Here is a 20,767-nt window from a genome sequence, read left to right on the forward strand (position 1 = left end):
GTGAGTGGGCGGGTGGATGGGTGGATGGGTGGTTGTCACCTTGCCCATCTACTCTCATCCCCCCTTGTCCCCTACTCCCATTAGGTACAGCAGCGCCATGCGTACGGCGACGCCGCTAGTAACTTGATCGCTGATTAGACTTAGGGCGGGGTCATCCATCAGGTCAGAGCTGATTTCGACGCCACGGTTGACGGGGCCGGGGTGGAGAACTTTGACGGTGGGTTGACAGGATTGGATGCGATCGCGCGTCACTCCAAACCCCTGATGATATTCCCGCAGGCTGGGCAGCAGGTGCTGGGCCATGCGCTCTTTTTGCAGGCGCAGGGTCATGACAAAGTCAGCTCCGTCTAGGGCTGGGGCCAGGGTGCTGTGCTGCACGATGGCGCGGGGAATGTCGATGGGCGACTGGGTAATGAAGGCATCGGCAAAACCGGGAGGTAGCAGGGTGGGTGGGGCCGCCAGGTGGACCTCAGCACCGCAGGCCGTTAAACACCAGAGGTTCGAGCGAGCGACGCGGGAGTGGAGGATATCACCGACTAGGGCAATTTTCTTGCCTGCCACCAGCGATGCCGTCGGTTGTTCCGGATCAAGGGTCAGCCCCAGCGTGAATAGATCGAGCAGGGCTTGGGATGGGTGGGCATGGAGCCCGTCGCCGCCATTGAGCACGCCGACCCCAGTGTTTAGCCGGTCCATTTCGGCGGCGATCGCCCCTGGCACCCCCGCCTCCTGGTGGCGAATCACCATTAAGTTAGTGCCCATGGCCAGGTAGGTCTTGGCGGTATCTAGAATGGTCTCACCCTTAGTGAGCGACGAGGTACCGGGGGCAAAGTTGAGCACATCCGCTGACAGGCGCTTGGCTGCTAGCTCAAAGCTGCTGCGGGTGCGAGTTGAGGGTTCAAAAAACATGTTGGTGACCACCAACCCCTGCAGGGCAGGCACCTTACGAGTGCGGCGCGACAGCACCTGCCAAAAGCTCACCGCCGTCTCCATCACCGTTTCAAACTCCGCCGCCGTAAAATCAGCCAGCGACAGCACATGTCGTCGATTCCAGGAAGCACTTGCCATGGTCCGTTGTCTCAACCTTGAATACCGTCCCCACCATACCTGGCTCAGAGCCTCCGGGATAATCTCCGGGGTGATTTCCCTGGCGCTGCTGGGTCTGCTGGGAGGTTGCGCTAGGGATGAGGTTGGGTCAGAAATGGCCCAGCCAGCCCCTACCCAGCCATCTACCGCCACCGCTAGCTCCAGCGAAGCACTGGGCGAAGAACCCTCAGGCCCGATGACAACCTTGCCTGACCCCACCAATGCTCTGGTCGCCGCCAATCGCCTGATGCAGGCCAAGGCCCGGCGGCTGGTAGTGCCTGCCGACCCAGTCGCCGTTGACCTCTACACCCTCGACAATCGCTGCGAGGGCTATCAAACAGAGCCTATCCAGGTGCCCCGCCTTCAGAGCATGGAGAATACCGTTGCCCTGATTATGGCGGAGCAAAGAATTTCAGAACTGACGCTTTCGGGCTACCGCACTAGCTTTGACCCAGAAACCAGCACCGTTACCATCGACCTGCGAGTAGCTCGCGACTCGCGTCGGGTGCTGCAATCGCTATCGGTGTGCGAGCAAAAAGCCCTGCTGGGCAGCCTGCGAGAAACCTTGATCAATCAGCCCGATTGGAAAATTGAGGCTGTGACATTCACCAACCGGGGTAATCCCCTGGTGCTGTAAACCTATAACAAAGCACAAAAGATTGAGCACAAATGGATGGAAACACCTAACGAGCTCAACCTATGACACTCCGGATCGTCCTAACCCGTCTGTCATAGCCGCGTTTGATACAGTCAAAACTCCTGTTCTGCCGTTGCTAGGTTTGATACTGCACCAACGAGATCGCGTCTTTTAAGAGAATTTTGGTAGAGAAGTTTCCTTAACCCAAGCTGACGTTTTCATCAGCATTAAAACTTTAAAGTCTCATACCTAAGCTGGTTGTGGCACCCATCATATTCTCCTGATATCAATTGTTTTAGCAATATCGTATCGGTGACTAAAAGATTAAAACCTAGGCAGGTTCAGAGGATTTGGATAAGAGTTCAACCTCTAGGCTGCTGTCGTTGGGTACTACCATAGTTGGGCAAGGGGCATGCTTTGCCACATAGTCACTTACGCTACCCGAAGCAAGCTTCTTCAAGCCCTTTTTGCCGCTGTTGCCCATCACAATTACATCGGCGGCCCAGGTTTTAGCGAGATGGCAGATAAAGGAACCAGGGTCAGCCATTTCGCAGACAAAATTTGCTGATACATTGCGGTTTAGAGCCTCAGCGCGCAGATGTTCCAGCCATTGTCGGACCTCCTGAACTTGCTGTAGCTGGGCAGTTTCCTCGTCGTGCTGCATATTGGCAGAGGTTTGCAGACCGACTCCAGCATCAATTAGCTTCCCCAGGTTGTCGGTTTTGACATCAAGGCTGTGAACCAGCTGCAGCTCCCCCTGAGAAGACTGGGCTAGTTCTAGGGCATAGTCGAAGACGCGGTCGGAGGCGGCAGTGCGATCGAGGGCTACCAGAATTTTTTGATAGCTCATAGTTTCCTCCTTAAGTAGAGTTGGCTAAATTGCTCGAAGTGTTTGATGGGATTACTCAAAGGGGTGGCAGCAAGCGCGATCGCCCATTACCACCCACCGGCAGACTGAGGTTACAACACCTAGACCAGAGGTTTTGCAGGACCGCGATGATCCGACAAAGCATGACGCACTACCGTTTGAGAGGCTGACACCTGCTGATCCAGGCCGGAAGGCGGTCGATCTACTTGGGTAGCCCTAGCACAGAGCATGGGGTCTGAGTATCTAGCTGCTGCACCAGTCGGTGCTTAGTCGTATGACAACCCACCAGCAGCACCTCAGCCCCGATCTCCTTAGCCACCTGGCTAAGCTCCGTCGCGACCTGGCCGACCCGGAGGTGGGCGTTGAGCGAGCCGCGCCACTCGCTAGCTAGGCAGCGAGCTTGCCACAAAATGCGATCGGCATTGGCAATAGTTTTAGGGCGAGTTTTATCGACCACATAAACCACATGCACCAGCACAGGGTTTGGCTTAGCCAAACGGGTTTGGTGCGCTACACACAAGGCCAAATCGAGGGCCGCCTGGCTGTGGGCTGAGCCACTGTAGCCAACCACAAAATTGATCGTTTGCTCGTCTACATTGGAGCCTTGAATAGGGGGCTTTGGCCGCAGCAGCAAAACAATATTCTTAGCGAGATCGCGACGACCTAGGGCCGCCTCTAAACGCATGATCATGGGCTTAATTGCCGCCTCGGGAGAAACCTGAGGTGCATTTGAAAATGGCTGCCTTAACGGGGCAGTAGTGCGCGATTTGAGCTGCATGAGACCCTCCTGGAGCCTAGTCATGAACAGCGAACAAGCCGTGTTAACACGACTTAGGACACTGAAACAATCAACGCATTAGCGTAAATGGTGATAGTTCAGTCTCCCTCAACGCCGACGAGGTTAGCTGACGGGCTAGGGTTGAGAGATACCCTTTTCCGATTACCCTTCATGGGGGTTTAAGAACTCGGAAACACGCCCCTTTACTGGTTCCCCCGCTCTAGCCGCTAGGGCCGACTAGATTAGGCTGACTTGTTCGACTTCTAAATTGTAGAAGGGAAAAATGAAAACCGTCAACACAATCCTTGCGTTATGTGACTATTTGTATCTCGCGATACACCTGGATAATAAAACAATAGTTTTTTATTTTTTGGGTGAATTTGCTGACTTAAAATAAAGTGCAAATCAAGACAAAAAATATTCTTAAGAAAATCATTTTTTTCTAATTAAACATCTTCCGTTAGAAGGATTCTTTGGCTTTGAAGCGATAGAGGATAGGCCGCGATCGCCACCTATCCTCCCCTCCAAGCCTAGCGATAACCGTAGGCTGACTGGCCCGAGCGCAGCCTATCCGCCCTGCAAGCCTAGCGATAGTCCTGAGTCAGCTGACTTAACTGGTCGCGTTCATCTACGGTCAGTTGCCAACCCAGGGCTCCAGCGTTTTGGGCAGCCTGGCGGGCGTTTTTAGCGCCAGGGATAGGCAGCACATTGCCCTGGGCCACTAGCCAGTTGAGGGCCACTTGGGCGGAGGTGCGTTCATGCTTCTCCCCAATTTCCTTCAGCGCCTGAATCAAGGGCTTGAGCTTGGTTAAGTTCCCCTGGCTAAAGCTAGGGCTAATGCGTCTAGCGCCAGTGGGTTTGAGGTCGGTCTCGGGGGTGTATTTGCCCGTGAGCAACCCCTGAGCCAGGGGGCTATAGGCGAGAATGGTGACGCCCAGTTCCCGCGCCGTTTCCATCACGCCACTGGTTTCGATTTTGCGGTTGAGTAGAGAATATGGTACCTGGTTAACGGCGAGGGGAATGCCATACTCAGCTAAATAACCGTGGGCTTCACGCATTTGGCTGGCCGGATAGTTACTTACCCCGATGGCACCGATGCGGCCCTGCTTCACCTCCGCCGCTAGGGCCTGCATAAGGTTCTTTTGGCTGAGCAAGAAACTCAGCGGTTGGTGCACCTGATAGAGGGCTACCGAGGGGACCTGGAGGCGATCGAGGCTAGCCGCCAGCGCGTCAACCACCGACTGCTGAGAAAATCGCCAAGGCAGTGGGAAATACTTGGTAGCAATCAAAGCCTGCTGAGGACGCTGCTGCATAAACCGGCCCAGCAGTCGCTCCGACTGACCAAAACCATAGATCTCAGCGGTGTCAAACAGAGTTAGACCGGCATCGAGCCAGGCTTCAAAGGCAGCATGCAGGTCGCTGTCGCTGTAGGCTTTGCCGTAATCCCAAAATAGGGAGTCGCCCCAGGCCCAGGTACCCACTCCCAACGCTGGTACAGTGGGGCCGTCAGGGCCGAGGGTAAGGGTCTGTAGGTCAGTGATTGGAGAAGTCGGAGACATCGTAAAGGTTCCTTGAAGGGAGCGGCGGCTGACCTAAGGACGGGACAGCTATATTGTAAACTTTGGTTAAAAAGCTTTCAGAAACCTCTAGCGATCGGAGGATTTGAAGCTTGAATGTTCCCGTTTTTTCCATAAATTTTCTATTTCCAGGACTGGATTTCTATGAATCGCCGTCGCTTGCTTCGGGCCGCGTTGGGTCTTTGTCTGGCCTGGCTGAGCTGGGTCATGTCTCCTGCCCCTGCCCTAGCCCTGGGGGGTGCCCAAATTCCTTTAGGAGAGCCAGCTCCAGAATTTACCCTGCCGACCAACGCTGGCGATGGGGAGTTGTCACTGGCTGACTTTCGCGACCAGTGGGTAGTGCTGTATTTTTACCCCCGCGACTTTACCTCGGGCTGCACCATTGAAGCCCAGCGCTTTGAGCGCGACATTGCTGAGTACAAAGCCCGCAATGCTCAAATAATTGGCGTTAGTGCCGACAGTGTTGAGTCCCATGCCGAGTTTTGCGATTCGGAGGGGCTGGAGTTTCCGTTGCTATCTGACCCAAAAGGAAAGGTGAGTAAAGCCTACGGCTCGTGGCTGGGGGCAATGTCGATGCGGCATACCTACATCATTGGCCCCGACGGCACGATGCGGGCCCGTTTTTTGGGAGTGCAGCCAGTGATTCATAGCAAAGAGGTGCTGGCGACGCTGGATGAGTTGCAGCAGGGAGTGTAGGAAATAGGTGGCTCGATCTGGTTGGCTGGGCAGGGGTAGAGCCAATCCCAAAATTCTTTGCTGCCTGTGGGTCTAGCGGCCTGTCGAGCCCAGTTTATGGCTGGGTAGCCCGATCGCAGAACCCAACAAGACTTACTGCTGTTAGGTTCCGCTCCGCTGCACCCAACCTACGCGAACCCTAATTCTTAGCTTTGACACTGCACTAGAGTGTGGGTGGCGCGAAAGCAGGCCTTGAGACGGTGGGCTACATCTTCTAGCACGCGATCGCCCCCTCAGTTTGAAGTCTGCCCCTCCCGACCACTTGTGATCTGCCCGACAGGCAAAAACGCCCCTGGGGGTCTACACCATTACAAGATCCCTAAGGCAGCGCCTCGCACTGCCCTGGGGAAATAGACTCTGAAGTGATACAGTAGTCGATCTTTGTTTTGGGCCAACTCTAAGGGGGAAAGGGCGCATGAATTCGCTCGGACGACATATTTTGGTTGAGTTCTTTGGCTGCTCGTCAGACATTCTCAACGACGTACCGCTAATTGAGAGCAGCATGGTGGGGGCTGCTGCCGATGCTGGAGCCACAGTAATTAGCTCAGTGTTTCACCATTTTTCGCCCTTTGGGGTGTCGGGGGTAGTGGTCATTCAAGAGAGCCACTTGGCCATCCACACCTGGCCTGAGTACCGCTATGCGGCGGTCGATCTGTTTACCTGCGGCGACACCGTCAACCCCTGGATCTCCTTCGACAAACTCAAGGTCGCTTTCAAAGCTGACTACGGCTCAGCTTTGGAGATGAACCGGGGCCAGCTCGAACTGCTGGAGCGCATCGACGTCGATCTGGGCGAACTGCGCGATGAGATCACCAATAAGCTGGTCACCCCAAAACAGAGCCGCAGCGTCTGGTTCACCGATAAAAACGACGACATTGCGCTGTCGATTCGTCACAAGGGCGATCGCATTTTCCGCGAAAAATCGCCCTACCAAACCGTCGAAATCTTTGACACCTTTGCCTACGGCAAAATGCTCACCATCGACAACATGGTGATGTGCAGCGAAAAGGATGAAAACGCTTACCACGAGATGATCATCCACGTGCCCATGCTGCTAAATCCCACCTTTAAAAATGTGTTGGTGATTGGCGGCGGCGACGGCGGCAGCGTGCGCGAAATTCTGCGCCATCCCCAGGTCGAGAAAGTCACCATGGTCGAAATCGACGAAGCTGTGGTGCGGGCCTCGAAGGAATTCTTGCCCTCGCTGTCGGGGGCGCTAGAAGACTCTAAACTCGACCTGCGCATTGAAGACGGTATTGCCTTTGTCGCCAATGCCCCCGATGCCAGCTACGACCTCATTGTGATCGACTCTTCTGACCCCGTAGGACCTTCGGAGGGGCTGTTTAGCACGGCATTTTATCAGCAAGTGAATCGTATCCTTAAACCCGGTGGGGCGATCACAGCCCAGAGTGAGTCGCCCCGATTTAACCAGCGGGCTTTTGTGGATATTCACCATTGTTTAGAAGGCATTTTTGGCGACGAAAATGTGTACTGCTATCTGGCGTTTATCCCCACCTACCCAACAGGCATGTGGAGCTTTAACTACGCTACTAAGGGCGCGGCCCACCCGACCCAGGGCATGGATGCGGCTAGGTCTGAATCGTTTGCCGCTGAGCACAACTTGCAGTACTACAACGTGGGCATGCACCAAGCGGCTTTTGCCCTTCCCACCTTTGTACAAAACATGCTGAAGGCTTAACGTCTTAAACTAGGAGATAGGGGACTAGCAGGGAATGCTTCTCCTATCTCCCTTCTACGGAGCAGTGTGGATTGCCGTTCTTAGGTCAAGCTAGCGTGGCTGTTGCTCAGATTGAAATACCAATAGAACAGATTGCTGAATTTTGCGATCGCTGGCAAGTCACAGAATTTGCTCTGTTTGGCTCTGCTTTACGTGATGACTTTCACGACAGCAGCGATGTAGATGTGATGGTGCAATTTCATCCAGAAGCCCATCCGACCTTCCGCACCCTCGATCAAATGGAAGCAGAACTAAAGGTTTTGTTTCGCCGAGAGGTGGATCTGATCACTCGTCAAGGCGTTGAAACCAGCCTTAACTACCTGCGCCGCCACGAAATCATCTCCTCTGCCCAGGTAATCTATGCAACGGGATCTTCAATTCCTGCTTGATATGTTGCAATCAGCAGAGTTAATTACTGCCTATACAAAGCAGTGTTCTGAATCCGAGTTTGCTAAGAATATTCAGCTTCAGGATGCCGTTATCCGTCGCATACTAGTGATTGCCGAAGCTGCAAGGCGGGTTTCAGACTCCACTCGCCAGGCATTACCCAACATTGCTTGGCCAGAAATAAACGGCATGCGAAATCGCCTGGTACATGGCTATGACGACATTGATATCGGCGTTGTCTGGAACGTGGTTCAAGCCGAAATTCCTCCCTTGATTGCAGAGCTGACATCACATATTCCGCCAAAAAATTAAGCGGCCATGTTTAGACAGGCCCGAAAACCAAGCAAAATCCAACTCGCTATGACCACCTCAACCGCTAATTTGCAAACCTTTGACCCCAGCGGTGTCGGCCTCGACAACGGCAACCTCTACGGCTTGCCCTGCGACTACGACACAGCGGGCATCGTCATCTTTGGCGTGCCCTGGGAAGTGACGGTGTCGTACCACCAGGGCACCGCCCAGGGGCCTCAGCGGGTGCTAGAGGCCTCTCCCCAGCTCGATCTGTACGATCGCGACAATCCCGATGGCTGGCGTCAGGGAATCTATATGCCGCCGATTCCCCAGCATTTGTTCGAGCTCAATCAGCAGGTGCGGGAGGCGGCGAATCGCGTTATTCAGGCAACGGAGGAGGGCGTAGCGATCGCCACCCAGCCCCTGCTACAAACCGACCTAGACAACGTCAACTACGCCTGCGAACAGATGACCGGCTGGCTCTACGCCCAGACCGCCGCCGCCCTCGACCAGGGCAAGCGGGTGGGGGTGATTGGTGGCGACCACAGCGTGCCCCTGGGTTACCTACAGGCCTTGGCCGAGCGCCACCCTGACTTTGGCGTGCTGCACATCGACGCTCACGCCGACCTGCGCCACGGCTACCAGGGCTTTCGCTACTCCCACGCGTCAATTATGTACAACCTGCTGGAGCTGCCCCAGGTGAGTAAGCTGGTGCAGGTGGGCATTCGCGACCTGTGCCACGACGAGGTAGCGCTGATCAAACAGTCGGGGGGGCGCGTTGTCACCCACTACGACTCGGTGGTGAAAGAAAATACCTATCGGGGCATTCCCTGGATGCAGCAGTGTGAGGCGATCGCGGCGGCCCTGCCCGAGAAAGTCTACGTCAGCTTCGATGCCGATGGCCTCGACCCCAAGCTTTGCCCCAACACCGGCACCCCCGTTCCCGGCGGGCTGGAACTGGAAGAGGTATTTTGTCTGCTGCGTCAGGTGGTGCGCAGCGGGCGACAGATTGTTGGCTTTGACCTCTGTGAGGTAGGCGACGGTGAGTGGGACGGCAATGTGGGCGCTCGGGCCGTCTACAAGCTGTGCTGCCTAATGGGGCTATAGACGGTCTTCAGCAAAAATCTTGCCCCTTGGAGCAGCAAGACGTTTAAGCGGGGAAACGCCGTGGCATTATGATAAAAATAGCTGTGTTGTTTTGAGTCTTAAGAAAGCACCTATGGACATCTTGTCGTTCGGCTGGGTTTCGCTACTGGTCGTCTTTACCTTCTCTCTGTCGATGGTGATCTGGGGTCGCAACGGTTTCTAAACCCAGCGTCTATAGCTATGGAAGCAACTGTACAAGCTCAAGCCTTTGGCATTTTGGCCACCATTGCTCTGGTGCTAATGGTCGTCGTGACTGGCGGCGTGGTCTATCTAACTGCCGCCGACTGGCGCGATCGCCGCCGCCGCAAAAACGATGAGCAGACCGCCAAGCGCGATCGGCAGAGCTCCAAGCGGCGCGCAAAATCTTAGCTTGGCTAAAATCGTAACTACTCGGACTGCTGCACCGTCTGGAGCACGGCAACTGGCCTTGAATGTGCTGCTTCAGGTGCAGGCGGGAGCCTACGCCGATGTAGCTCTGCACCGCACGTTGAGTCAGACCAAGTTGAGCGAAAGCGATCGCGCCTTTGCCACCGAGCTGGTCTATGGCACCGTTCGCCGCCAGCGCACCCTAGATGCTCTCATTGACCAGCTGGGCACTCGCCCTGCGGATAAACAGCCCCCGGTGCTGCGCCTCGTGCTGCACCTGGGGCTTTATCAGTTGCGCTACCTCACCGCCGTGCCCGACTCGGCGGCAGTGAATACCAGCGTTGATCTGGCTAAGGCGAACGGGTTAGATAAGCTTTCTGGGGTGGTGAATGGCCTGCTGCGCCAGTACATCCGTCAATCCGAGCAGGACACAGACCCCTTACGGCTACCGGATCAGCCCGCGATCGCCTTAGGCATTCGTCACAGCTACCCTGACTGGCTGATCGAGCTGTGGCTCGACCAGCTTGGCGCAGCAGAAACCGACCGGCTCTGTCAGTGGTTTAACCAGGTGCCCGCCATCGATTTGCGGGTCAACCGCCAGCAGACCACGGTCGAAGCGGTGAAAACTGCCTTTGCCGCCGCCGATATTGCGATAGAACCGATCCCTGGGGTTCCCTGGGGGCTGCGCCTGGTGAACCACCAGGGAGCCCTCACCAACCTGCCTGGCTACGAAGCAGGCTGGTGGAGTGTGCAGGATGCCAGTGCCCAGCTGGTGGGGTTACTGCTCGACCCACAGCCGGGCGAAACGGTGCTGGATGTGTGTGCGGCACCGGGGGGCAAGGCAACGCAGATGGCAGAGATAGTAGGGGAAGGTGGCCAGGTGTGGGCCTGCGATCGCGCCCCCTCTCGCCTCAAAAAAATTACCGCCAACGCCAATCGACTGGGCCTGACCAACCTGCACACCCACGCGGGCGATAGCACCGACTTGACCCAGTTCCATCACCAAGCCGACCGCGTTCTGGTCGATGCTCCCTGCTCGGGGCTGGGCACCCTACACCGCCACGCCGATGCCCGCTGGCGACAAACTCCAGATAGCATAACGACGCTAGCCGAACTGCAAAGTGCTCTACTGAGCGAGGCGGCCCGCTGTATTAAACCCGGTGGCACTTTGGTCTACGCCACCTGCACACTACACCCAGCCGAAAACGAGGCTGTGATTGAAGCGTTTTGTCGCGCCCATCCCACCTGGCAAGTGCAGCCGCCTGCCCCCGGCTTTGGTGACGGGTTAGAGGTTGCCCCCGCTGGCTGGGTGCGCGTCTGGCCCCACCGCCAAAGCATGGACGGGTTCTTTATGGTGAGGCTTCAGCAGGCCTGATATGACTCTCAGAAAACTGTTATTCTGACGCCTCAAGCTTTTCGCGCGAATCGCCCCAGTAGGCGCTCACGGTAATCACTTCCTGGTTGCCCTTGATCTCCGACGTCCAGCGGTAGACGGTGTTTTTAGGGTTCACCCCCACCTCTAGCAGCTTCGCTCCCATGTAATATTCCATCGAGTCACGGGTGCGCTTTTTGAAGAATTCAGACTGATCTTTGGGCACCGTGCGCGACAGGTGGGCCTGGGTATGTTTGGGCTGGGGCATGGACTTTCAACAGAAAGAGTGGGCTGCTTTTTCATAATATAGCGTTGGCCACTGCGCTTAGAACTAGAGTCACTACCACTGGCAAAAGCTGGGGTGGCGCACTGGTATGGCGATTGCTCTAAGGGGTTGTGCAAAACGCTCTAACCGCTCTGGTAATAGTGATAACTCGAGAAAGCAACCCGCTACAGAGCCAATCGCTACGACTTGGCAGAGAGGCAAAGGCGCATCTCAACCTGGTTAGAACCCCCAGGTGCGCTTGGGGCCAGTATCAAGGTGAATGATGTTGGGGATATTGCTGTAGATGCCCATGCCCCCCGGCCAGCTCAGCATCAGCGCGTTGGCTACCTGGCGACCGCTGAGCCCCTGTACCTGAATATCGGCGGCGCGACCAAACAGATGCTGGCTCCGAGAAGCCCCACCCACCGCTGCATTCACCGCTGGGGGCCGATACCAGGAGGTAATTTGAAAGGGGCGGTTGAGGCGATCTCGCGCGCCCTGGAGCGCCCGAGCCAGGCCAATAATGTTGTCAACGATCGCCTGGGTTTCAGGAATCCGCGTGGCATCCCGTGTGGCTTCGCCCCAGGTAAAGCTACCGCCAGGAATGATCGGCTGATCGGTGTAGAACGTAGACGTGTTTCCCGGCAGGAGAAAGGGGCGACCCGAGTACTGTGGCGGCGGGGTTGGGGGCGGGGTTGTCGGGGGCGGGTATACCACGACTCCGGCCCGCTCGACCCGCGCATGGGCCTGGAACACGTACCAGGTGTTGAGCCCGTTGATGTCGTCCTTGACGTATTTGATCGCAAAGCGAATGTGGCCGTTAAACGACCCTTGAGCATTGGCAAAGGCATAGCTGCTCAGCACGATAGTAGTGCCGGGAGAGGCAGCAACCTGTTCATTGGGGGCCAGTTGGCCGCTGTCAACCGGGCGTCGCTTGAATAGAGTGTTTTGGGTGACCCGCAGCACAAAGGCATTGGGGTCTGGGCGCGGAAACACCACTTCGTTGTCGAGGGCGACAAAGGCGTGGGGGGTATAGACAAACCAGGTGCTCAGCCCATTGACAAAGTCTTCGGGGTTGCGGATAGCGATTTTGATGTGGTTGTTAAAGTTGCCCTGGCTGTCGGCAAAGGCGTAGGAGTGCAAGTTATAAGATTGGCCCCGAGACACGGCTACGGTTTCGTTGGGGTTGAGCAGACCTGAGTCGAGGGGGCGGCGCTTTAGCAGGGTGCTGGTATTAATCCACAGCACGGGCATGCCCTCTTGATCTTCTTGGGGGTAGACCACAACGCCATCCGACTCTACCTGGGTATCGCGACTGGGCACAAACCAGGTGTTAAAGCCGTTGGGGGCGCTGTCGCGAAAGGCCACTTTGATATGGCCGTTAAACCCGCCGTTAATATCGGCGTAGGCGTAGGATTGCAGCGGGTAGACGCTACCAGCGGCGATCGCCACCTGCTCGTTAGCGGCTAACTGCCCCGGCGGCTCTGGCCTCAGCACCAGCACCGTAGCCCGGTTGACGCGTAAGACTTGATTCACCCTACCTTCCCCACTCTCGCCACGGCCTATCATATAGCACCATCTTTCTACCCTAAGACATCCGCCCAGGGAGGGGTGCGGGTCACTGGTTTTCACAGACTCAGCCTAATAGCCTCCAGTTCCAAGTTAAGGGCGGCGTCTCTGTCGGTCCTTAGGTAATGTAAAGATGGCCTTCTCCCTTATGCTGAGACTGCCGCTGACTATGGCAACCCTACTGCCTGATCTCAGTACCACGCCTTAAAATGTAAGCCCCTGCGCTGAGCCCATCACGGCCAGATACCCATCATGACTGTCTGGCAAGCCGATCTCCACCGTCCACCCCTGACCAGCCCCAGCGGCGAACGCCTTTGGGAAATTTTGCTGTGCAGCGACGATTTTGCCTTTAGCTACGGGGCCATGACTTCCCAGTCGTCGGTGAACAAAGCCTGGGTGAGTGAGCAGATAGACATTGCGTTAGAAAAAGCCGCTGCCCGCCCCGAGAAAATTCAGGTGTTTCGTCCCCAGGCGCTATCGCTGCTAACCGTTAGCTGTGAGTCGCTGGGGATTGCGGTTGAGCCGACCCGCCATACGCTTGCCCTGCATCAGTGGCTCCAGCAGCGGGCCAAGTGGTACCCCACCCAACCCAACGCCGTCCCCATTCCCTACAACCCGCTACACATCGAGTCGCCGCCCCCTATTCCTCTACCCGAAAATCTTTGGGGCGATTCCTGGGGCTTCACGGCGCTATCTGCCTACGACTTCGAGCAAACCCTGCCCTACGAACCCATTCCCCTACGCCACCTGCCATCGAGCTTGATGCCCTCCCGCCTGGGCCTAGCCAGCACCACACCCATTCCTGGGGTGGTGGTGGATGCGGGGCGGCAGGCGATGGCTCTGACCCAGTGGATTCAGACTAACAATCCCGCCTGGTTGAGTTATGTGCGAGGGGAACCGGATGGGCTGATTTTAGAGGCGGGGCTGTGCGATCGCTGGGTCTTCACCACCTTCAGCGACCCCGATGTGGCCGCCGCTGGTCAACGCTTCGAGCAGCGCAAACGCGAGAGCCAAGGCCTTCACTTTCTGCTGGTGCGCCCCGACGACTCAGGCATGACCAGCACCGGCATCTGGCTCTTGCAGCAGCCAGGTATGATAATGCAGTCCAGCACTAGACAGTAACCACCATGGCGGCACAGGCACAGATTGGCATCATCGGCGGCAGCGGCCTCTACCAAATGGAAGCCCTCACCGACATCGAAGAAGTTCGCGTTGACACCCCCTTTGGCAGCCCCTCCGACGCCATTATTCTCGGCACGCTAGATGGCACCCGCGTGGCGTTTTTGGCTCGCCACGGGCGTGGACACACCTTGATGCCCACTGAGCTGCCCTTTCGCGCCAACATCTACGCGATGAAGTCCCTTGGAGTAGAGTACCTGATCTCTGCCTCCGCCGTCGGTTCGCTTAAAGAAGCCGCCAAGCCGCTAGATATGGTAGTGCCCGATCAATTTATCGATCGCACCCGCAACCGAGTCAACACCTTCTTTGGCGAGGGTCTAGTGGGCCACATCACCTTTGGCGACCCGGTTTGCCCAGCCCTGGCGCAAGTGCTGGCCGATGCGGTCGAAAGCCTGGAGCTGCCGGATGTTGATTTGCACCGAGGCGGCACCTACGTCTGCATGGAAGGGCCAGCCTTCTCAACCAAGGCCGAGTCAGAGCTGTACCGCAGCTGGGGCGCGACCATCATCGGCATGACCAATCTACCTGAGGCCAAGCTGGCCCGCGAAGCCGAAATTGCCTACGCCACCCTAGCCCTAGTTACTGACTACGACTGCTGGCACCCCGACCATGACAGCGTCACCGTCGAAATGGTGATCGGCAATCTACAAAAGAACGCCGTCAACGCCCAGCGGGTGATACGCGAAGTGGTGAACCGCATTGCCGCCAACCCGCCTGAGTCGGAAGCCCACTCGGCGCTGAAGTATGCCATCATCACCCCGTTTGATAAGGCCCCTGCCGCAACGCTCGACAAACTTAGCCTGCTGCTGAAAAAGTATTTGCCTCAGTAGGTCGAGGGGAATGCAAGGGGGTTTAGGGTGCGGGGTGTAGGGTCTACGGCAAGCCTTACACCTTAAACCCTATACCCTACACCTTCTTTCCTGCCCGCCCGCATGAGATACCACTCACCCTTCGCTCACAATGCGAAAGCCAACCTCATTGCTGCGGGTATCGGCTTTGAGACCCGATCGATAGGCCGAACGGCACTGCTGGGGCGGGCTTTGCCATGAGCCACCCCGCACTACTCGCCAGGCATCGTTAGGAGCTGTGTCTCGGTTGGGGGAGCACCATTCCAGCACGTTGCCGTGCATGTCGTAGAGGCCAAAGTCGTTGGCTTTGCCAAAGGCTCCAACAGCTGTAGTGGTACCGCGAAACTGGCCAACAGGTTCTTGGCGGTAGGGTTTGGTGCCGTTGTAGTTAGCCAGGTCGGTGGTGAGGGTTTGGCCCGTGTGGAAGGGGGTGGTGGTTTTGGCGCGGCAGGCGTATTCCCACTCGGTCTCGGTGGGCAGGCGGTAGCGCCGCAGACCGGGCTGATCGGGCTGGGTTTTAATGAGTTCGTTGAGCCGATCGCAGAATTCCACCGCCTCCGGCCACGACACCTGCTCGACCGGGCGATCGTTGCCGGTGAAGTAGGCCGGGTTGGGGTCGAGGTTGCGGTTAACGGTAGGCAGCAGCGCCACCGCTCGCCACTGCCCCTGGGTGATGGGGTGCACACTCATCCAAAACGAATCTACAGTAGCAATGGTTTGGGGCGGCTGCGAGGGGTCATGGCCCAGCTCGGTGGCGGGGGCACCTAGCACAAACTGGCCCCCGACAATCGATACCAACCGTAGGGTGACTGGGCCTATGGGTGTCTCTAGACGCAGGGCTTTGTGGGATGGGGTGGAAAACTTAATCTGCGATCGCCCCATGCCATACTCATCGACACTCACCGATTCATAGCTGTAGAGCTCACCCGAATCCAGTGCCTCTAGGGTAGGTATCTCTGGCTCAGGAGTCGCTACCTCGGAGAGCTCCATAGAGGATTCTAGGCCTAGTGGCTCTGGGGCAGGGCTTTCCCCTTGCTCTAGGGCCTGTTGCAGGCGATCGGGTAGAGCGGCCAGCTTGGGCATGGCTTGAGAAATATTTCCAGGGGTTAGGGTCTGTAGGGCTGGCACCTGCTGACGCACCGCCATCGCCGTGCCGCCCCCTAGTAACCCTAGACCCGCCATGCGTAGCCAGCGTCGTCGGCCCATAGGCCGAGCACTAACCACCAGAGCTGGTTTATTAGCGGTGGCCAAGGCAGCGGCCTGCTTATTGGTTGGGATAACAACTGGCGGCGGCGACGGGGACGGGGAACTACCCACAGCCAAACTGCTGAATACGCCCTCAATGCGATGAATCAGCCGATCCAGATCGCGGTGAAAGTCGGGGTCGCAGCGCACCACTGCGCTCTGGCGATGCACCAGCCCCCTCAGCCCCTCGGGTAGGGCAGCATCTTCGGGAAGCGTAGCCCCGTTCACCAGCACTGGAATGACGAGGCGATCGCGTCGCAGAGCCGCCTCAATTTCTACCCGCACCCAGTCGGAGGGATTCGCTAGTTTGGGCTTACCGTGGTCATCGGTAACCTTTAACCACTGGGGGTCAATAATCGCTAGCAGCACGGGGCAATGGCTGACTTCTTGCTCTAAATGGTGGCGAAAATCCACTCCAAAGGGAATTGAATCTACATCCTTAAAGACACTGTTTTCGCCAAAATGAGCCACTAAACGGTCATAAATTCGTCCTGTGATGTCGATACTGGTTATTCGACGGTAGGAAATGAAAATAGACTTGGCGTTAGGCATAGGAGTTAGCTGCCAAAAGTAGAGTGCACACCTGGTAGCCAAGATAATGGACGGCAACCAAAAGATTCCAGTTCCAGCAGCGTTGTTCAATTCATTACACGATAGGCCTTACAACATGAATTTTTAACAGTTAGATAAGGGGTCTCACCCCTTATCTAACGTCTAGGTCACCACTTCACAGATTAGATACATTCAAAAACTAACTGCTGCCAACAAAAATCCCTCTTCTTGGACTCAATCAATAAATTCTTTAATCAATTCATTAAGTGCATTAATACAGATTTCTATGTCGGCAATTCGAGAAAGATTGCGTTTTTCATTAATGTCATCAATACCGTGATAAATTGCTCCGCCCAATGCCTCAACATTCTTCTCTACGCCGCCTACAACTAAGCCAGCAAGAGCAGTAAGAGGATTAGCTTTCAAACCTTTTGCAGTAGTATCCAATACTTTGACAGTTCCGTCAAAAGCAATTTCTGTAATTTTTGACCCAGTTTCTGTATTACGGTAGCGTTTAGTATACTTAGCCTTTTGCGTTTCCAAGGCTCTGACTACAGCTCCAGCCTCTTCCACCGTCATAAATATACCTTTCCAAAATATAGGGGGTTTTCCTGCCGCATAATTTGATTCTTTTTGCACAGATCTAATAGCATTTTCTGCAATCTTTATATAGTCAAACATGTTTATTCCTTTCCTCTTAAACGATTTAAGTTTGCTTTGTTGAATGATCATTATTCCCTTTGACTGATGGCTGATCTCTCAAGAATTCAAAGAATCTTATGGAGTAGGGTCAACGTTGATACATTGAACATTTCCGAGTGCTATGGCACTTGTTCTTGCAATAGCCTGAGCAGCTATCCCCCTTTACACTGGGATGATGCCGATATCTTTATTTAATCAGCCCTGTGACATCTGACCCGCGCCTTATCCCTATCACCCAATACTTCGCCACCCGTGGCTGGCAGCCCCTTACCTTTCAGGCTGAAACCTGGGCCGCTTATCTCGATGGCCGTAGCGGGCTGGTGCAGGTGCCTACCGGGTCGGGCAAAACCTATGCGGCGGTGATGGGAGCGATCGCCGAGATGATTGCCACCCCACCCGAAGGATTGCAGCTGCTCTACATCACCCCCCTGCGCGCCCTGTCACGGGACATTGAGCAGGCGATCAAAGCCCCGATCGAGGCGATGGGGTGGGGCATTACCGTCGAGTCGCGCACGGGAGACACCAGTTCTGCGCGCAAGACCAAACAGCTCAAGAACATGCCCAATATCCTCATCACCACGCCGGAGTCGCTGGCGGTGATGCTGTCTTACAAAGACGGGGCCAAGCGATTTAGCAATTTGCAGGCAGTGGTGCTGGATGAGTGGCACGAGCTGATGAGTTCGAAGCGGGGCACCCAGGCCGAGCTGTGTTTAGGGCATCTGCGATCGCTCCAACCCACCCTGCGCACCTGGGCGATCTCAGCCACCTTAGGAAATTTGGAAGAAGCGGCTCAAACCGCTGTGGGTCTAAGCGCAGAGCCCGTGATCATTCGCTCAAATCTGAAGCGCGACACGGTGATCAAAAGCATTCGCCCTGAGTCGGTAGATACCTTTCCCTGGGCGGGGCATCTGGGCCTGCGCATGTTTGAAACCCTGGTCGAGGCGCTAGATATTGAGAAATCTACGCTGATTTTTACCAACACCCGCAATCAGGCAGAGCGATGGTACCAGGCGCTAAACTTTGCCCTACCCGAGGCGACCGATCGCATTGCTCTGCACCACGGCTCGATCGATGTCAAAGAGCGGGAAGCGATCGAGGCTGGGGTGAAATCTGGCGACATCAAGTGGGTGGTGTGTACGTCATCGCTGGATCTGGGCGTCGATTTTCAGCCAGTGGAGCGAGTGGTGCAAATCGGTAGCGCAAAGAATCTGGCGCGGCTGCTACAGCGGGCGGGGCGCAGCGCCCACGTGCCGGAAGGTACTTCGGAAGTGTTCTTTTTGCCCACCAACGCCTTGGAACTGCTCGAAATCTCTGCCTTTCGCCGAGGGTTAGAACTGGGCGATATGGAAACCCGTCGCCCCCAGTACAAGCCCTACGACGTGCTGGTTCAGCACCTGGTTACCCTAGCCTGCGGCGATGGGTTTGAGCCGCAAAAGACTCTGGAAAATTTGCGCCAAACCGTCGCCTACACCGACCTCACCAACGAAGAATACCAGTGGATTTTAGACTTTATCGAAAACGGTGGTCAGTGTCTGGGAGCCTATCCCCGCTACAAAAAAGTGGTGCGAGAAGACGGACTTTTCAAAATTAGTGACGCGAAGTTAGCCCGCATTCACCGCATGGGCATTGGCACTATCACCTCCAACACGCCGGTCAAAATTGTCTACACCAACCGCAAAGAAATTGGCACTGTAGAAGAGTCGTTTGTGTCGCGGCTAAAGCAGGGGGATGTGTTCTTTTTCGCCGGACGGCAGCTGGAATATTTTCAGATGAAGGACATGGTGCTCTACGTCAAGGGCACCCGTAAAAAATCTACAGTGACCCCCACCTGGGGGGGCGGGCAGCTGGCGATTTCGGATACGCTCAGCCACCATTTGCGCCGTGAGGTGGAGCGGGTGCGAGCGCTCCTCAGCGCCTCCGCCAACGCAGTCTCTCTCAGACCGGTGGCAGCCTCCGCTAGCGAGACTAGATCTCCTCAATCCCTTGCCGCAGAAACTCCGTCTGCCACTCCTCTTTTTGAGGGGAGCAGGGGGGGGTCTCAAGCGATCGCCAACGACGAAATTCTCACCATTAAGCCCATTCTTGAAGCTCAACAGCGCCTCTCAACACTGCCTAGTGCCGATGAATTGTTGGTAGAAAGCTGCAAAACTCGCGAGGGCCAACACCTCTATGTTTTCCCTTTTGAGGGTCGCTTTGTCCACGAGGGGCTAGGGTTTCTTTGGGGCTATCGGTTTGCTAAGCAAAAGACAGCCACGTTTACCATTTCGGTCAACGACTACGGCTTTGAGATTCTTGGCCCCAAGGGTTATCCTTACCAGGATCTATTCTCCAGCGACTTCTTTAGTCTAGAGAATTTGGAGGACGATATTCGCGCCAGCCTCAACATTTCGGAGCTGACCCAGCGCAAGTTTCGCGGCGTGGCCCAGGTAGCGGGGCTGGTGTTTAAGGGCTATCCAGGGTCGCGCAAAACGTCGAGCCAGCTCCAGGTCAGCACATCGCTGCTGTACGAAGTATTCACCAAATATGAGCCAGACAATTTGCTGCTCAAGCAGGCCGAGCGGGAGGTGCTGCAAGACCAGCTTGAGACTCATCGATTGGCCAAAACGCTGAGTCGGCTGGATCAGCGATCGGTCGTGTGGAAAAACACCCAGCGCCCCTCACCTTTGGCTTTCCCATTACTGGTAGAACGGCTGAATTCGCGCATGTCGAATGAGACGCTGCTGGAGCGCATTCAGCGTATGAAAGAGCAGTGGGATAGGAAGTGAGGAGACGGAAAAAGAACGAAGAATAAAGTTCGAAAAACGTGCGATTTACTTTTTGAGTTTAATTCTTCGTTCTTTTGTGATCCACGACGCTTTGCATTGATGCACCTAGACTTGAGCCGGAACGCTTTCGTAGGCAGATTCGAGGGCGGCGAGCTGGCTGACGAGGGCGGCGATCGCCTCGGGGTTGGCCGCCTTTTGCGAGCTGCTTTGCACCTCGCGGCCCAGTACCGTACAGCCCAGGTGCGAGAGCTGCTGCCGAATGGCCAGCATGACTTTTTGCCCACCGCCGCCGCTGTGGGTAGCCAGGGCCACGGGCCGCGAGTTGAACAATGCCCGAAAGTCGTCGGTGCTGACCGAGAGCCAGGCGATCGCATTGCTCAGCACCGGGGGAATGGAGCCGTTGTACTCGGGCGCGCAGATGACTAGGCTCTTGTGTTGCCGCATGGCTTGGGCCAGCTTGAGCAGTCCATCGCCAGCACTGCTGCTCCCCAGGGAGTCGTAAAGCGGTATCTGCAACTCAGGCAAGCTAATGACCTCTGCGGCTACCCCGCTGTTGGTGGCTTCGGCGGCAAAGGCGTGGGCCAGATCCAGGTTTTTACCGTTGGTGGCAGATAAGATCAGCATTGTTCTCAGAAGGTGAGGGGGCAACGGAAACGCTTTCAAT

21 protein-coding genes and 1 riboswitch are annotated in these 20,767 nt (G+C 56.0%); of the genes, 12 read left to right on the forward strand and 9 right to left on the reverse strand.

The window, feature by feature from the left end; translation table 11 throughout:
• Nucleotides 1–54: 54 nt before the first annotated feature.
• Nucleotides 55–1,065 carry an aspartate carbamoyltransferase catalytic subunit gene (locus tag H6F75_RS13530; protein ID WP_190753009.1) on the reverse strand — a complete coding sequence of 337 codons (1,011 nt, stop codon included), beginning with the start codon at nucleotides 1,063–1,065 and terminating at the stop codon, nucleotides 55–57.
• On the opposite strand from H6F75_RS13530, the gene H6F75_RS13535 reads away from it, so the two are divergent.
• On the forward strand, nucleotides 1,064–1,720 hold the full coding sequence (locus tag H6F75_RS13535; protein WP_190753010.1) for a hypothetical protein: 657 nt from the start codon (nucleotides 1,064–1,066) through the stop codon (nucleotides 1,718–1,720). The two genes, H6F75_RS13530 and H6F75_RS13535, sit on opposite strands and share 2 nt — an antisense overlap.
• A 331-nt stretch (nucleotides 1,721–2,051) precedes the next feature.
• On the opposite strand, the gene H6F75_RS13540 is transcribed toward H6F75_RS13535, so the two are convergent.
• The 3 genes from H6F75_RS13540 to H6F75_RS13550 form a co-directional block, all read right to left on the reverse strand.
• Nucleotides 2,052–2,570 (reverse strand): universal stress protein, encoded by a 519-nt coding sequence (locus H6F75_RS13540; protein ID WP_190753011.1) that lies wholly within the window; start codon nucleotides 2,568–2,570, stop codon nucleotides 2,052–2,054.
• A 220-nt stretch (nucleotides 2,571–2,790) separates the two neighbouring features.
• Nucleotides 2,791–3,366, reverse strand: a complete 576-nt coding sequence (locus H6F75_RS13545; protein WP_242019988.1) for a universal stress protein — start codon at nucleotides 3,364–3,366, stop codon at nucleotides 2,791–2,793.
• Between the two features lie 98 nt (nucleotides 3,367–3,464).
• A riboswitch (cyclic di-AMP (ydaO/yuaA leader) is annotated at nucleotides 3,465–3,625 on the reverse strand.
• Between the two features lie 325 nt (nucleotides 3,626–3,950).
• Complete coding sequence (locus H6F75_RS13550) at nucleotides 3,951–4,925, reverse strand: aldo/keto reductase (protein WP_190753012.1); 975 nt, start codon at nucleotides 4,923–4,925, stop codon at nucleotides 3,951–3,953.
• A gap of 162 nt (nucleotides 4,926–5,087) precedes the next feature.
• Between H6F75_RS13550 and H6F75_RS13555 the strand changes: the two genes are divergently transcribed.
• From H6F75_RS13555 to H6F75_RS13590, 8 genes are all read left to right on the forward strand, one after another.
• On the forward strand, nucleotides 5,088–5,639 hold the full coding sequence (locus tag H6F75_RS13555) for a peroxiredoxin (RefSeq protein WP_190753013.1): 552 nt from the start codon (nucleotides 5,088–5,090) through the stop codon (nucleotides 5,637–5,639).
• Between the two features lie 454 nt (nucleotides 5,640–6,093).
• Complete coding sequence (gene speE / locus H6F75_RS13560) at nucleotides 6,094–7,377, forward strand: polyamine aminopropyltransferase (RefSeq protein WP_190753014.1); 1,284 nt, start codon at nucleotides 6,094–6,096, stop codon at nucleotides 7,375–7,377.
• A 95-nt stretch (nucleotides 7,378–7,472) separates the two neighbouring features.
• A complete protein-coding gene (locus H6F75_RS13565; protein WP_190753015.1) occupies nucleotides 7,473–7,805 on the forward strand; it encodes a nucleotidyltransferase domain-containing protein in 333 nt (110 codons plus the stop codon).
• Nucleotides 7,777–8,115: a DUF86 domain-containing protein gene (locus H6F75_RS13570; RefSeq protein ID WP_190753016.1), complete on the forward strand. Its 339-nt coding sequence runs from the start codon at nucleotides 7,777–7,779 to the stop codon at nucleotides 8,113–8,115. The genes H6F75_RS13565 and H6F75_RS13570 overlap by 29 nt, the downstream gene beginning before the upstream one ends.
• 48 nt (nucleotides 8,116–8,163) lie before the next feature.
• On the forward strand, nucleotides 8,164–9,201 hold the full coding sequence (locus H6F75_RS13575; RefSeq protein ID WP_190753017.1) for an agmatinase family protein: 1,038 nt from the start codon (nucleotides 8,164–8,166) through the stop codon (nucleotides 9,199–9,201).
• Nucleotides 9,202–9,313: 112 nt separating this feature from the next.
• Nucleotides 9,314–9,403, forward strand: coding sequence for a cytochrome b6-f complex subunit PetN (gene petN, locus H6F75_RS13580; RefSeq protein WP_073610575.1), 90 nt, complete (start codon nucleotides 9,314–9,316; stop codon nucleotides 9,401–9,403).
• Nucleotides 9,404–9,420: 17 nt separating this feature from the next.
• Nucleotides 9,421–9,609, forward strand: coding sequence for a hypothetical protein (locus H6F75_RS13585; protein WP_190753018.1), 189 nt, complete (start codon nucleotides 9,421–9,423; stop codon nucleotides 9,607–9,609).
• A 10-nt stretch (nucleotides 9,610–9,619) separates the two neighbouring features.
• Nucleotides 9,620–10,981 (forward strand): 16S rRNA (cytosine(967)-C(5))-methyltransferase, encoded by a 1,362-nt coding sequence (locus H6F75_RS13590; RefSeq protein ID WP_347710650.1) that lies wholly within the window; start codon nucleotides 9,620–9,622, stop codon nucleotides 10,979–10,981.
• A 19-nt stretch (nucleotides 10,982–11,000) separates the two neighbouring features.
• Here the strand turns inward: H6F75_RS13590 and H6F75_RS13595 are convergent, their stop codons facing one another.
• Both H6F75_RS13595 and H6F75_RS13600 read right to left on the reverse strand, forming a co-directional pair.
• Nucleotides 11,001–11,246, reverse strand: coding sequence for a hypothetical protein (locus H6F75_RS13595; RefSeq protein WP_190753020.1), 246 nt, complete (start codon nucleotides 11,244–11,246; stop codon nucleotides 11,001–11,003).
• A 237-nt stretch (nucleotides 11,247–11,483) separates the two neighbouring features.
• Nucleotides 11,484–12,779, reverse strand: a complete 1,296-nt coding sequence (locus H6F75_RS13600) for a D-Ala-D-Ala carboxypeptidase family metallohydrolase (protein ID WP_347710648.1) — start codon at nucleotides 12,777–12,779, stop codon at nucleotides 11,484–11,486.
• A 285-nt stretch (nucleotides 12,780–13,064) separates the two neighbouring features.
• Between H6F75_RS13600 and H6F75_RS13605 the strand changes: the two genes are divergently transcribed.
• Nucleotides 13,065–13,934, forward strand: coding sequence for a Tab2/Atab2 family RNA-binding protein (locus tag H6F75_RS13605; protein WP_190753022.1), 870 nt, complete (start codon nucleotides 13,065–13,067; stop codon nucleotides 13,932–13,934).
• Nucleotides 13,935–13,939: 5 nt separating this feature from the next.
• On the forward strand, nucleotides 13,940–14,821 hold the full coding sequence (locus tag H6F75_RS13610) for an S-methyl-5'-thioadenosine phosphorylase (RefSeq protein ID WP_190753023.1): 882 nt from the start codon (nucleotides 13,940–13,942) through the stop codon (nucleotides 14,819–14,821).
• Nucleotides 14,822–14,935: 114 nt separating this feature from the next.
• Here H6F75_RS13610 and H6F75_RS13615 read toward each other — a convergent pair whose 3' ends face one another.
• Nucleotides 14,936–16,636 carry an SUMF1/EgtB/PvdO family nonheme iron enzyme gene (locus tag H6F75_RS13615; protein WP_190753024.1) on the reverse strand — a complete coding sequence of 567 codons (1,701 nt, stop codon included), beginning with the start codon at nucleotides 16,634–16,636 and terminating at the stop codon, nucleotides 14,936–14,938.
• A gap of 234 nt (nucleotides 16,637–16,870) precedes the next feature.
• Nucleotides 16,871–17,317: a hypothetical protein gene (locus H6F75_RS13620; RefSeq protein ID WP_190753025.1), complete on the reverse strand. Its 447-nt coding sequence runs from the start codon at nucleotides 17,315–17,317 to the stop codon at nucleotides 16,871–16,873.
• Nucleotides 17,318–17,541: 224 nt separating this feature from the next.
• On the opposite strand from H6F75_RS13620, the gene H6F75_RS28805 reads away from it, so the two are divergent.
• Nucleotides 17,542–20,103: a DEAD/DEAH box helicase gene (locus H6F75_RS28805; protein ID WP_190753026.1), complete on the forward strand. Its 2,562-nt coding sequence runs from the start codon at nucleotides 17,542–17,544 to the stop codon at nucleotides 20,101–20,103.
• A 105-nt stretch (nucleotides 20,104–20,208) separates the two neighbouring features.
• Here H6F75_RS28805 and H6F75_RS13630 read toward each other — a convergent pair whose 3' ends face one another.
• Nucleotides 20,209–20,727 carry an NAD(P)H-dependent oxidoreductase gene (locus tag H6F75_RS13630; protein WP_190753027.1) on the reverse strand — a complete coding sequence of 173 codons (519 nt, stop codon included), beginning with the start codon at nucleotides 20,725–20,727 and terminating at the stop codon, nucleotides 20,209–20,211.
• Nucleotides 20,728–20,767 lie beyond the last annotated feature (40 nt).

Origin of the sequence: Nodosilinea sp. FACHB-131 (genome assembly GCF_014695395.1) — a bacterium.
Lineage (GTDB): Bacteria > Cyanobacteriota > Cyanobacteriia > Phormidesmidales > Phormidesmidaceae > Nodosilinea.

Coding starts and splice junctions, on each gene's coding strand:
- H6F75_RS13535 (WP_190753010.1), top strand. CDS start 1,064: ATGGTCCGTTGTCTCAACCTTGAATACCGTCCCCACCATACCTGGCTC.
- H6F75_RS13530 (WP_190753009.1), bottom strand. CDS start 1,065: ATGGCAAGTGCTTCCTGGAATCGACGACATGTGCTGTCGCTGGCTGAT.
- H6F75_RS13540 (WP_190753011.1), bottom strand. CDS start 2,570: ATGAGCTATCAAAAAATTCTGGTAGCCCTCGATCGCACTGCCGCCTCC.
- H6F75_RS13545 (WP_242019988.1), bottom strand. CDS start 3,366: ATGCAGCTCAAATCGCGCACTACTGCCCCGTTAAGGCAGCCATTTTCA.
- H6F75_RS13550 (WP_190753012.1), bottom strand. CDS start 4,925: ATGTCTCCGACTTCTCCAATCACTGACCTACAGACCCTTACCCTCGGC.
- H6F75_RS13555 (WP_190753013.1), top strand. CDS start 5,088: ATGAATCGCCGTCGCTTGCTTCGGGCCGCGTTGGGTCTTTGTCTGGCC.
- speE (WP_190753014.1), top strand. CDS start 6,094: ATGAATTCGCTCGGACGACATATTTTGGTTGAGTTCTTTGGCTGCTCG.
- H6F75_RS13570 (WP_190753016.1), top strand. CDS start 7,777: ATGCAACGGGATCTTCAATTCCTGCTTGATATGTTGCAATCAGCAGAG.
- H6F75_RS13575 (WP_190753017.1), top strand. CDS start 8,164: ATGACCACCTCAACCGCTAATTTGCAAACCTTTGACCCCAGCGGTGTC.
- petN (WP_073610575.1), top strand. CDS start 9,314: ATGGACATCTTGTCGTTCGGCTGGGTTTCGCTACTGGTCGTCTTTACC.
- H6F75_RS13585 (WP_190753018.1), top strand. CDS start 9,421: ATGGAAGCAACTGTACAAGCTCAAGCCTTTGGCATTTTGGCCACCATT.
- H6F75_RS13595 (WP_190753020.1), bottom strand. CDS start 11,246: ATGCCCCAGCCCAAACATACCCAGGCCCACCTGTCGCGCACGGTGCCC.
- H6F75_RS13605 (WP_190753022.1), top strand. CDS start 13,065: ATGACTGTCTGGCAAGCCGATCTCCACCGTCCACCCCTGACCAGCCCC.
- H6F75_RS13610 (WP_190753023.1), top strand. CDS start 13,940: ATGGCGGCACAGGCACAGATTGGCATCATCGGCGGCAGCGGCCTCTAC.
- H6F75_RS13615 (WP_190753024.1), bottom strand. CDS start 16,636: ATGCCTAACGCCAAGTCTATTTTCATTTCCTACCGTCGAATAACCAGT.
- H6F75_RS13620 (WP_190753025.1), bottom strand. CDS start 17,317: ATGTTTGACTATATAAAGATTGCAGAAAATGCTATTAGATCTGTGCAA.
- H6F75_RS13630 (WP_190753027.1), bottom strand. CDS start 20,727: ATGCTGATCTTATCTGCCACCAACGGTAAAAACCTGGATCTGGCCCAC.